We start from the raw sequence: 10,717 nt of genomic DNA, 5'->3' as shown, positions 1-10,717 counted from the left end.
CGGGTACAGCGGTCGGGTACCCCGCCGAATCGGCTATTGCGGTAGAGGCACGGGTGGTGGTACATGCTGCCACCGGCCGCTGTGTGCAGTAGCGTCGGTGGAGGTTCGTGAACGACTCGATAGGAGACGACGACATGGCTTACCCGACCGGGGGCTCGGGATACAACGCGCCCCAGCCGACGCCTTCCTCCGGATCCGGATTCGGCGCGGGCGCTCCCGCGGCCGGTTCGGGTGCAGCGCCTGTCGCGGGCGGCACGCCCGGCGCGGGCAAGGGCCTGCCCTTCTTCCTGACCGTCGGCGTCGCCGCGCTCGGCGTCCTCAACTTCCTGCTGGGCTTCGCGCCCTACGTCGGCACCAAGGCCGTCGAGATCGGCAACACCCGCGTCGGCGGTGACACCACCTTCAGCCTGTTCGAGAGCGCGGGCTCCGCGGCGCTGGTGACGATCCTGCTGATCGCGGGCCTGGTGGCCGGGCTGTCGCTGCTGCCCAAGCAGACGGGCAACACCGGCCTGGTGGCCGCGGCCTCGCTGGGCGCGTTCCTGGGGATCCTGTTCGGCTCCTTCAACCTCGGCGACAGCATGACGCTGAAGTGGGGCGGCTGGGTGATCCTGTTCCTGTCGTTCGTGCAGGCCGTGGTGGCCGGGCTGGCGCTGCTGTTCGAGGCCGGCATCGTGAAGGCGCCGGAGCCGAAACCGGCCGCGCCGCAGGGTGGTTACGGTCAGCAGCCGCAGCAGCCGTTCAGCCAGACCGGTCCGCAGTCCTACCAGCAGCCGTCGTTCGGCCAGCAGGGCGGCTACGGCCAGCAGCCGCAGCCGTCGTTCGGCCAGCCCGCCCAGCCCGCCTACGGTCAGCAGCCGTCGTACGGCCAGCAGGCCGGGTACGGTCAGCAGCCCGCGGGGTACGGCACCGGTTCGCAGCCGACCTACGGTCAGCAGCAGCCCGGGTACGGTCAGCAGCCGCAGCAGTCCTTCGGCCAGCAGCCGTCCTACGGCGCGCCGCAGCAGCCCGCGGGCAGCGCGGACGCGACCCAGCACTTCGGCGGTCAGCAGCAGCAGCGCCCGGCGCAGCCGTTCGGTGGCGAGCAGGCGGCCGATCCGGCCGCGGACGCCACCCGCGCCTTCCGTCCGGGCCAGGACGACAAGTAGTTCCGCGTCAAAGGTGCGGCCTCCGGTATCCGACCGGGGGCCGTTCTCTTTGCCCGCGCGCCGCTCCCCGGCGCGCCTGACCCTACGGTTTCCGAGATGCTGCCACGCTGGTTGTCCATGAGTGCCCCGAGAACTGCCCTGGCTCGCCTGAGCGACCCCGACCTGCGGGCGCCGCGGCGGCCGCAGGCACAGCGGGGCGGGGGCGACGGCGGGGGATTCGGTTCGCTCACCCCGGAATTCGCGCGGGTCCTGATGCTGGTGGCGGCGCGGGCTTCGGCCATCACGCTGCTGATCATCTTCATCCTGGTGTACGCCACGCTGTTCGCGGCCGGCGGCGGCATGGGCGGCTCGTCCGGGGCGATCGCCGCGAGCTGGCTTGCGGTGCATCAGGTTCCGCTGGTCATCGGCAAGACCGGGATCGGCCTGTGGCCGCTGCTGCCGACCCTCCTGATGGTGTGGCTGGTGGCCCGCGACAGTGCCCAGGCCGCCGACTCCGACCGCGAGATCCGTGATCTGGGCTGGGTGCTGGGCGCGGCCGTGGGCGGTCCGCTGCTGATCACCGCGGTCTGCCTGGCGGTGGCCGAGGACGCGGCGGCCCTGGTGCCGTTGCAGCCGCCGGACACCCTGGCCGCGTTCGCCTGGGTGGCCTGGCTGAACCTGCTGGCCGCCATGGCCGGTATCGGGTCGCGCCGCTGGCGCGAGTTCGCGGAGCTGCTGCCGATTCCGCTGCCGGACTGGGTGGTTCCCGGCGCCCGGGCGGGTGCGCTGGCCGCGGGCCGGCTGCTGGCCGCCGCGGCCGTGCTGACCGTGGTGTCGTTCCTGGCGCACTGGTCCCGGATCGGCGACACCTATCACGCCGCCGCCGGAACCGTCTCCGGCGCAGTGGGTTTGACGCTGCTGTCGCTGGCCTACCTGCCGAATTTCGCGGTCGACGGGATGAGCCTGCTGGTCGGTGGGCAGGTCGGGATCGGCCCGGGATCGTTGAGCCTGTTCGCGATCGACGGCGCGCCGGTGCCCGCGGTGCCGGTGGCGGCCGCGGTGCCGTCGGGTCCGGTGGCGCTGTGGTGGCTGGTGCTCTTGCTGGCGCCCGCGGCGATCGGCGTGCTGTCGGGACTGGAATGCGGTCGCACCTCCCGGGATCGGGCGACCGCGCCCTGGGCGACATTGACCGCCGCCGGGGTCGCGGCCGTGGCCATGGCGCTGTTGGGCGCGCTGGCCGGTGGCGAGCTCGGGACCTTCGGCCGGATCGGCCCGACCGCGCTGAGCGCGGTGCTGGTGTTCGTGTGGTTCGCGGTCGCCGGATACGTGGGCCTGCTCGGCGCGCGCTGGTTCGGCGGCCCGGCCGCGGCGCCCGCCGTCGCGAACGACGAGTACGCGGACGGCGAGTACGACGACTACGCGGATGACGGCTACCGGTACGCGGACGACGAGTACGAGGACGACTACGCCGACGACGACTACGCCGAAGGCGAGTATGCCGACGACGACTACGACGACGCGTACGACGACTACGACGACGAACTCGGCGAGGAGGCCCCCGCCCCCGCCGCCGCGTCCGACGCCGGCCACCACGCCGAGAGCGGCTGGTACGACGACGAGGATCTCGACGGCGCTCTGGACGCCGAACTGGTCGACGACCAGGACGACGACAGGCCCGGCGCCGGTGTGAAATCCGCCGACAACCCCGACATCGTCGACGCGGAAGTGGTAGAGGGAGACCTGCCGGACAAGTAGCCGGTGCACGGTCGTTAGGCTGTTGGTCGGCGGATAGCTTCCCGCTGTCCCTTCCCCGCCCCGATCGACAGGGAGTAGTGCGCTGACGTCCACGCCCGCCCCGATGTTGCCGCCGACCGCACCCGCGTCCGTCGTGGTGCTCGCCTCCGGCACCGGGTCCCTGCTGCGTTCCCTGTTGGAAGCGACCCGGCAGCCGGGCTACCCGGCGCAGGTGGTCGCCGTGGGCGTGGATCGCGACTGCGCCGCTCTGGAGCACGCCGAGGCGTTCGACGTCTCGTCGTTCAAGGTCGCGCTGGGCGAGTTCGCCGATCGCGCCGAATGGGATCGGGCACTGACCGAGATCGTGGCCGCCTTCGCACCCGATCTGGTGGTGTCGGCGGGCTTCATGAAGATCCTGGGCCCGGCTTTCATGGACCGTTTCGGCGGTCGCATCATCAACACCCATCCCGCGCTGCTGCCCGCGTTCCCGGGTGCGCACGGGGTGCGGGACGCGCTCGCCTACGGCGTGCGGGTGACCGGTTCGACCGTGCACCTGGTCGATTCGGGCGTCGACACCGGGCCGATCCTGGCGCAGGAGGCGGTCACCGTGCTGCCCGATGACGACGAGGCGACCCTGCACGAGCGCATCAAGGTCGTGGAGCGCCGGCTGCTGGCGGAGACCGTCGCCGCCGTCGCTACCCGAGGCATTGTCTCCGATGGACGAAAGGCAGTTATCCCAGATGAGCGAGTTCTCCGGTGAGTGAACGCAAGCCGATCAAGCGGGCCCTCGTAAGCGTCTACGACAAGACCGGCCTCATTGGCCTGGCCCAAGGTCTGCACCAGGCGGGCGTGGAGCTGGTCTCCACCGGTTCGACCGCCGGCAAGATCGCCGACGCCGGCATTCCGGTCACCAAAGTCGAAGACCTGACCGGTTTCCCGGAGACCCTGGACGGCCGGGTCAAGACGCTGCACCCCCGCGTGCACGCCGGCATCCTGGCCGACACCCGCAAGGAAGAGCACGTCGACCAGCTGGTCGAGCTCGGTGTCGAGGCCTTCCAGCTCGTCGTGGTGAACCTGTACCCGTTCACCCAGACCGTGGCCTCGGGCGCGAGTGTCGACGAGTGCGTGGAGCAGATCGACATCGGCGGTCCGTCCATGGTGCGCGCCGCCGCCAAGAACCACCCGTCGGTCGCGGTGGTCGTCAACACCGGTGACTACGCCGAGGTGATCGCCGCCGTGGCGCAGGGTGGTTTCACCCTCGCCGAGCGGACCGCCCTGGCCGCCAAGGCTTTCCAGCACACCGCCACCTACGATGTGGCCGTCGCCGGCTGGATGACCAGTGTCGCGGTTCCGGCGGTGGCGCCGGAATCCGCTGCCGCGCAGCAGTTCCCGGAGTGGATCGGCGGCACCTGGCAGCGCGAGGACGTGCTGCGCTACGGCGAGAACCCGCATCAGGCGGCCGCGCTGTACACCAGCCAGGGCGGCCCGCGCGGGCTGGCGCAGGCGCAGCAGTTGCACGGCAAGGAGATGTCGTACAACAACTACACCGACGCGGACGCCGCCTGGCGCGCCGCCTACGACTTCGACGCCCCGGCCGTGGCGGTCATCAAGCACGCCAACCCGTGCGGCATCGCGGTCGGCGCGGACATCGCCGAGGCGCACCGCAAGGCGCACGCCACCGACCCGGTCTCGGCGTACGGCGGCGTGATCGCGGCCAACCGTGAGGTTTCGGTCGAGATGGCCGAGCAGGTCGCCGAGATCTTCACCGAGGTCGTGGTGGCCCCGTCCTACGCCGACGGCGCGGTGGAGGTGCTGGCGCGCAAGAAGAACGTGCGCGTGCTGGTGGCCGATCCGGCCCAGCGCGAGGGCGCGGAGCTGCGTCCGGTCAGCGGCGGCGTGCTGCTGCAGGACCGCGACATCCTCGACGCCGAGGGTGACAGCGCCGCCAACTGGACCCTCGCGGCGGGCGAGGCGGCCGACGAGGCCACCCTGCGTGACCTCGAATTCGCTTGGCGCGCTTGCCGTGCCGTGAAGTCCAACGCCATCCTGCTGGCCGACGACGGCGCGGCCGTGGGCGTCGGCATGGGTCAGGTCAACCGGGTCGACTCCTGCAAGCTGGCGGTGGAGCGGGCGGGCGAGCGGGCCAAGGGTTCGGTGGCCGCGTCCGACGCGTTCTTCCCGTTCTCGGACGGCCCGCAGATCCTGGTGGCGGCGGGCGTGCGCGCCATCGTGCACCCGGGCGGTTCCATCCGCGACAAGGACACCATCGACCTGTGCCGTGAGGCCGGAGTCACCTTGTACCTCACCGGGTCTCGCCACTTCGCGCACTGAGCGTGAGTCTGCGGTGACGCGGTAGCGGTACCACGAGATCGGGACAGGGCCCGGATCGCATATGCGGTCCGGGCCCTGTCGCGTCTGCGGGATCTACGTGGCGCTCAATACTTTCCGGTCGCCGAGCGGCGATTTCAGCTGCACCTCGAGGGTGCCGAAGACGGCGATCATGGTGCACATCCTGCCGACCGCGTCGGCGCGGGTGCCCGAGCGCAGGTCCACGGTGACGGTGGACGAGGTCTCCTTGACGCTGGCGTCCACGCCGTAGCACTCGGGGGACCCGGTCTGGAAGTTGACGGCGATCTTGTCGGGGGCGACGCGGGTCCAGCTGTCGAACGGAATGCCGTGCGGGCTCACGATAGTCGGGTCGGCGGTGAACTCACGTCCGGTCTGTCCGTTCGTGGCTTCGGTGGGCGTGGCGGCGGTGGTGGTCGCGCCGGTGCTGCTGGAGGTGGTGCCGCCGCTGTCGCCGGAGCTCCCGCAGGCGGTGAGGCCGATCCCGATGAGAGTGGCTGCGGCGGCAGCGATCAGGCGGCGTGCCCGTGTCCCGTACATGGCTGACACCCTAATGTCCCGCGACCGTAGGACCGGTCCGGAGCGCCGTGTAAGCCCAGTCGGCGAATTTCTGGCGAAGACACGCCGAAATCTTCGCAGAACCGGCGCGTAACGATGCGGTGACGGGGGCGGAGTCGGTACTGTCGTCCCCAGATGTGCGAATGCAGTTCCGCGACATCGTCTTATCTCATGTTCCCCCCTCCCGAAAGGACGCACCGTGGGCGACTCGTTGAAGGTTGGCGAAGAACTCGGTCGTGGTCAGTCGCTGCAAGGCGGCGCGTACACCCTGACCCTGCAAGATGATGGCAACCTGGTGCTGTCCGACCCGAGCGGCAAGGTCGAATGGGCTTCCGGCACCAACGGTCAGGGCGTCGTGAAGGCGATCCTGCAGGATGACGGCAACTTCGTCCTCTACAAGGAGGACGGCGCCGCCTGGTCCACCGAGACCAATGGCAAGAGCGCGGACCGCCTGGTCGTGCAGGCCGACCGCAATGTCGTGCTGTACGGCTCCGACGGCGGCTCGCTGTGGTCGTCGGGCACCAACACCGACAACCCGCTCCCCGCTCCGGAGCCGGTCCAGGCCCAGGCCCAGGCCGCCGCGGTCGAGGACGTCCCCCCGCCGCCCGCCGCCCAGACCTACACCGTCGAGCCGGGTGACACCCTGTGGGCCATCGCCGAGCGCTTCTACGGCGACGGCAACCGCTACCAGGAGATCGCCAACGCCTCCGGTGTCGACAACCCGGACCTGATTCAGCCCGGCCAGGTGCTGACCATCCCGTAATCGCGGCGCTGCCACGACATACGTGAAAAGAGGCCCCCGAGTGCGGATGCACCCGGGGGCCTTGTTCGCGCTGTTGGGGTTTCAGGGGCGAATGCCCCTGAGAGCGCCGAGAGTTGTTTCAACTCTTGGGCTTTCGCCCCGCGGGGGTCGCGAGCTACCGGCTCGTGAATGGCAGCAAGGCCATTTCGCGCGCGTTCTTCACGGCCACCGCCACCTGGCGCTGCTGCTGCGGGGTCAGTCCCGTGACGCGGCGGCTGCGGATCTTGCCGCGGTCGGAGATGAACGTGCGGAGCAGGTTCACGTCCTTGTAGTCGACGGTCTCGACGCCGGCCGCGATGAGGGGGTTCTTCTTCGGGCGGCGGGCTTGCTCGGCCCGCATCTTCTTCGACGGTGCTCGCTTCAGTGCCATGTCAGCGGTTCCTCACTCACGAATCGTGGATGCTTACCAGCTCGATTTGTGCACACCGGGCAGCTCTCCTCGATGGGCCATCGCGCGAACGCGCACGCGCGAGAGGCCGAACTTGCGGAGATGGCCACGCGGGCGTCCGTCCGCGGCGTCCCGATTGCGCAATCGTACCGGACTGGCATCGCGCGGCAGTTTCTGTAAGGCGGTCTGTGCGGCCACCCGGTCGGCGTGGTCGGTGGTCGGTTTGCGGATGATCTCCTTCAGTTCCGCGCGACGTTCGGCCCAGCGTTCCACGATCAGTTTGCGGTGCTCGTTCTTGGCGATCTTGGACTTCTTCGCCATGTCACCGGTCCTCGCGGAAGTCGACGTGCTTGCGGACGACCGGGTCGTACTTCCTGAGGATCATGCGATCGGGGTCGTTGCGCCGGTTCTTGCGAGTGACGTAGGTGTAGCCGGTCCCGGCCGTGGACTTCAGTTTGATGACGGGCCGGATATCGGTCGACTTCGATGCCATCTTCTCCCTCTCAGATCTTCTGGCCGCTCGCGCGCAGCCGGGCGACGACCGCCTCGATGCCGTCGCGGTCGATGGTCTTGATGCCCTTGGCGGAGACGGTCAGCGTGATGCGCCGGTCCTCGCTGGGCAGGTAGTAGGTCTTGCGCTGGATATTGGGGTCCCAGCGCCGGTTCGTCCGCTTGTGCGAGTGCGACACGGACTTGCCGAAGCCCGGCTTGCGGCCGGTGACCTGGCAGATGGCCGACATGAGCACTCCCTTCCAGAGTTCAATGGTTATGACAACCGTTTTCGACAACGAGCGTATTCCACGGTACCGTCACTCCTCGGTAATTGAAAATCATTGTCGAAAGGGGGACCGGTGGCGTCCCAACGCAAGCCTGTGCTCGTCCTCGCGGGACTCCCCGGACGCGCGGCCGACGGCGTCGAACGGGCGGCCCGCCTGCTGGGCGAGAAGCCGGGCACCGTCGTGGTGCGGCACGATCTGAGCGAGCTGCGCCAGGGTGTCGTGCGCCGGATCGTCCGCGTCGACGGCCGCGAGACCGTCGCCGTGCTGGAACTCGCACACGGCTGCGTCTCCTGCACACTGCGCGCCGATCTGCTGCCCTACCTGTGCCAGCTGGCCGAACGGGATTCGGTGCGGCGCATCGTCCTCGCGCTGGACCCGGCCTTCGAGGCCGAAGCGGTGTGCCAGGCCATCGATGACGTGGTGGTCACCGGTGTGGTCGGTCGCGTCGACGGACCGGCCGGCCGCTCCGTGCGGATCGATTCCGTGCTGACCTGCATCGACGCGCGCGACTGGCTGGCGGACGCGACCGGCGACGAGACGCTCGCCGAGCGCGGCCACGCCACCGTCGAGGACGAGCGCACCGTGGCCCAGCTGGCCGTCGGGCAGGCCGAATTCGCCGATGCCCTCCTGGTTTTCGATTCCGGAGCCGATCTGGTGGACCGCGAGCGCACGAGCGCGGTGCTGGCCAGGCTGGTCCCGCGGGCGCCGATCGGGTGGGTGGCCGAGCCCGCCGCGCTGGATGTCGACGATCTGACCTGGCTGCTGCGCCGGGTACCGGTCGACGCGCGCCGGGGCGCACCCTTCGATCCGCACGCCTCGTTGCTCGCCGGTGCGCCTCCGCTGGAGCCGGATTGCGGTGTGGCACTGGTCGAATTCGCCACCGACCGGCCCTTTCATCCCGATCGACTGCATACGGCCATCGACGTGCTACTGGACGGTGTGGTGAGCGCGCGCGGCCGGGCGTGGCTGGCGACGCAGCCCGACGAGGTGGTGTGGCTGGAATCGGCGGGCGGTGGGCTGCGGGTCGGCGGCGCCGGAAAGTGGCTGGCGGCCATGACGTCCCGCGAACTGGACGAGGTGGACCCGGAGCGCCGCGCGCTGGCGTCGCTGCGCTGGCACGAGCACTTCGGCGACCGCCACACCTCGCTGGTGATCCTGGTCGCCGACGCCGATCCCGAGGAGATCCGGCACGCGCTGCACTGGGCGCTGGTGGACGAGGACGAACTGCGTCAGGTGCGGTTCGCCCCGGAGCGGGTCGCGCTGTGGGCCGACCCGTTCGGCGACCAGCACGAGGAGCCGTGCGACACCCGGCCCGACGATGCGCGCGTGCGCAATCAGACTTCGACAACAGGTGAGGAGAACCGATAATGGCCGTTCCGAAGCGCAGGATGTCCCGCGCGAACACCCACAGCCGCCGCTCGCAGTGGAAGGCGAGCCCGCCGGATCTGGTGCCGGTCACGGTAGGGGGAGTGGTGCGCATGGTGCCGCGGAGGCTGCTGCGAGCCGTCGAACGCGGACTGATCGATCCCGGGAAACTCTGACCATCGGTCCCGGGAAACGCTGAGTCTCAGGGAAACCGCGGGTCGTGGGGGTTCGGGGGCTTGGCCCCCCGAACCTCCCCACTGCTGCGGGTCCGGGTTTCCCGGGGGCCCGTCAGCCCTCCTTCGCGGCCAGGTCCACCAGGGTGGCGGCGAGACGGAAGTACTTGTTCTTGCCGAGTTCGGCGATGGTCTTCACACCGAGCGCCTCGAGCAGCTGGACGTCGTGCTTCTCGGTGAGTCCGGCGAGCGCCGACGGCGGCGCGGCCAGGATGTCGTCGAGAGACTTGGATTCGTAGGCCTTGTCGAGTACCACGTTGACGGCCACGAGAGCCTCCTTACGTCTGGAACTGGAACAAGAGAACGGACGAGCCCGACAATAGCGTTGAAGTTGCTGTCCCACCAGTGATCTGCTCGGGTGTTGCGGAGGCCCGGTCACGGGTGGACTTTTCGCGAGGGTGTGAAAAAGTCTTCCTAAAGTTGTGAAGTCGTGGCCTGGTGACGGTATTCTCGTGCCTTGAGGGCGGGTTCTTCTGATTACAGGAGAACCCGCTCATCGCCACTTCAGAGGCCGTTTCGGGTTCTTCCCCCGACGGAGAGAATCCGACAATTCGCCCAATCTAACTGTCGGATACGGCTTTCGGCACCGCACTCGCCGAGGCCGATCCATTCGCGGCCTTATCACCGGAATATCCGTTCGGTCCGGTTCCCCAGCCCGGCAAGGGCACATCCGGCAGCAACTGCTCGAGCTTTGCCAGCTGATCGGCGAACGCGGTGGCCGGACCCTCGACGAGCGAGAACGGGAAGGGCCAGTGTCCCTTGCCCGCCACCCGCGCCAGTTCCTCCTTCAACTCGGCGGTGGTGGCTTCGAGTTCGCTGATCTCGGTGCGCAGTTCGTCGATCCGCGTGAGCGCGGCCGCCAGCCCGTCCACCACCGTCCGGTTGCGGCCCTGGGCATCGGTGCCCAGCTGCGGCCAGCCGTTGAGGCCGGGCCCGCGCAGCTGGATCTGGATGTCGTGCAATGCCGCGTCCTGTTCGGGTGTCAAGTCGGGTTCCTCCGTTTCCACATCCCACTGGCCGAAATCGATTCGGTCGGTTTGGTTCACATCGCATTCCACGCCGTCGACGATCACCTGCTCGCCGTTCTGGTAGATCGCGATCCGCGGATCCACCCGACCGCCCGACCAGGCCACCGTCTGCCACGCCCAGGTCGCCGTCCCGGCGTCCAGTGCCCGGCTCACCGGCCAATACCCGCCGTAGATACCGACATTCGAGCGTCCCAGGACGCTCGCCGCGCCGTCCAGATAGGCGTCGATCGGCACCTGCTGCTGCGGGGTGGCGTCGAAATCCGCGGAGAAGTAGATCGGCCGATCCGCCCGCCCGCCGCAGCGCAGCATCTGCGCCAGCGCGGCGCGCGCGTCGGTGACGCCCGCGCCGTAGCCGTCCAG

At 69.5% G+C, this 10,717-nt stretch carries 14 protein-coding genes; 7 read left to right on the top strand and 7 right to left on the bottom strand.

What is annotated here, in order from left to right; translation table 11 throughout:
• The first annotated feature begins 134 nt into the window (after window positions 1–134).
• The 4 genes from ACFV4K_RS31760 to purH all read left to right on the top strand — a co-directional run bounded on the left by ACFV4K_RS31760 (window position 135) and on the right by purH (window position 5,189).
• Window positions 135–1,145, top strand: coding sequence for a DUF5336 domain-containing protein (locus tag ACFV4K_RS31760; RefSeq protein ID WP_379279911.1), 1,011 nt, complete (start codon window positions 135–137; stop codon window positions 1,143–1,145).
• 117 nt (window positions 1,146–1,262) lie between these two features.
• Window positions 1,263–2,879, top strand: coding sequence for a DUF6350 family protein (locus tag ACFV4K_RS31755; RefSeq protein ID WP_379279910.1), 1,617 nt, complete (start codon window positions 1,263–1,265; stop codon window positions 2,877–2,879).
• Between the two features lie 103 nt (window positions 2,880–2,982).
• Window positions 2,983–3,618 carry a phosphoribosylglycinamide formyltransferase gene (gene purN, locus ACFV4K_RS31750; protein ID WP_357092326.1) on the top strand — a complete coding sequence of 212 codons (636 nt, stop codon included), beginning with the start codon at window positions 2,983–2,985 and terminating at the stop codon, window positions 3,616–3,618.
• Window positions 3,615–5,189, top strand: a complete 1,575-nt coding sequence (gene purH, locus ACFV4K_RS31745; RefSeq protein WP_379279909.1) for a bifunctional phosphoribosylaminoimidazolecarboxamide formyltransferase/IMP cyclohydrolase — start codon at window positions 3,615–3,617, stop codon at window positions 5,187–5,189. The genes purN and purH overlap by 4 nt, the downstream gene beginning before the upstream one ends.
• Window positions 5,190–5,282: 93 nt before the next feature.
• Here the strand turns inward: purH and ACFV4K_RS31740 are convergent, their stop codons facing one another.
• Window positions 5,283–5,744 (bottom strand): hypothetical protein, encoded by a 462-nt coding sequence (locus tag ACFV4K_RS31740; RefSeq protein ID WP_379279908.1) that lies wholly within the window; start codon window positions 5,742–5,744, stop codon window positions 5,283–5,285.
• A gap of 217 nt (window positions 5,745–5,961) precedes the next feature.
• Here ACFV4K_RS31740 and ACFV4K_RS31735 point away from each other — a divergent pair, with 217 nt between their 5' ends.
• Window positions 5,962–6,525 carry a LysM peptidoglycan-binding domain-containing protein gene (locus tag ACFV4K_RS31735; protein ID WP_379279906.1) on the top strand — a complete coding sequence of 188 codons (564 nt, stop codon included), beginning with the start codon at window positions 5,962–5,964 and terminating at the stop codon, window positions 6,523–6,525.
• A 154-nt stretch (window positions 6,526–6,679) separates the two neighbouring features.
• Here ACFV4K_RS31735 and rpsR read toward each other — a convergent pair whose 3' ends face one another.
• The 4 genes from rpsR to rpmB are packed head-to-tail and all read right to left on the bottom strand — an operon-like array spanning window position 6,680 to window position 7,692.
• Entirely contained in the window at window positions 6,680–6,934 is a 255-nt protein-coding gene (rpsR, locus tag ACFV4K_RS31730) for a 30S ribosomal protein S18 (RefSeq protein ID WP_379279905.1), read from the bottom strand.
• Window positions 6,935–6,967: 33 nt separating this feature from the next.
• Window positions 6,968–7,273 (bottom strand): 30S ribosomal protein S14, encoded by a 306-nt coding sequence (rpsN, locus tag ACFV4K_RS31725; protein ID WP_379279903.1) that lies wholly within the window; start codon window positions 7,271–7,273, stop codon window positions 6,968–6,970.
• A gap of 1 nt (window position 7,274) precedes the next feature.
• Window positions 7,275–7,445: a 50S ribosomal protein L33 gene (gene rpmG / locus ACFV4K_RS31720; protein ID WP_379279901.1), complete on the bottom strand. Its 171-nt coding sequence runs from the start codon at window positions 7,443–7,445 to the stop codon at window positions 7,275–7,277.
• Window positions 7,446–7,455: 10 nt separating this feature from the next.
• Complete coding sequence (rpmB, locus tag ACFV4K_RS31715) at window positions 7,456–7,692, bottom strand: 50S ribosomal protein L28 (protein ID WP_357092309.1); 237 nt, start codon at window positions 7,690–7,692, stop codon at window positions 7,456–7,458.
• A gap of 111 nt (window positions 7,693–7,803) precedes the next feature.
• Between rpmB and mrf the strand changes: the two genes are divergently transcribed.
• Window positions 7,804–9,099, top strand: coding sequence for a ribosome hibernation factor-recruiting GTPase MRF (mrf, locus tag ACFV4K_RS31710; protein WP_379279899.1), 1,296 nt, complete (start codon window positions 7,804–7,806; stop codon window positions 9,097–9,099).
• Window positions 9,099–9,272: a 50S ribosomal protein L32 gene (gene rpmF, locus ACFV4K_RS31705; protein ID WP_357092303.1), complete on the top strand. Its 174-nt coding sequence runs from the start codon at window positions 9,099–9,101 to the stop codon at window positions 9,270–9,272. The genes mrf and rpmF overlap by 1 nt, the downstream gene beginning before the upstream one ends.
• Before the next feature lie 112 nt (window positions 9,273–9,384).
• Here rpmF and ACFV4K_RS31700 read toward each other — a convergent pair whose 3' ends face one another.
• Together ACFV4K_RS31700 and ACFV4K_RS31695 are read right to left on the bottom strand one after the other, a co-directional pair.
• Entirely contained in the window at window positions 9,385–9,597 is a 213-nt protein-coding gene (locus ACFV4K_RS31700; protein ID WP_379279897.1) for a hypothetical protein, read from the bottom strand.
• Window positions 9,598–9,889: 292 nt separating this feature from the next.
• Window positions 9,890–10,717, bottom strand: an 828-nt coding sequence (locus ACFV4K_RS31695) for a glycoside hydrolase domain-containing protein (RefSeq protein ID WP_379279896.1), incomplete at its 5' end; no start/stop codon positions are given.

Origin of the sequence: Nocardia sp. NPDC059764 (assembly GCF_042732555.1) — a bacterium.
Classification (GTDB): Bacteria; Actinomycetota; Actinomycetes; order Mycobacteriales; family Mycobacteriaceae; genus Nocardia.
Note: the sequence above shows the minus strand (reverse complement) of the source record. Positions and strands in the feature narration are given on the sequence as shown.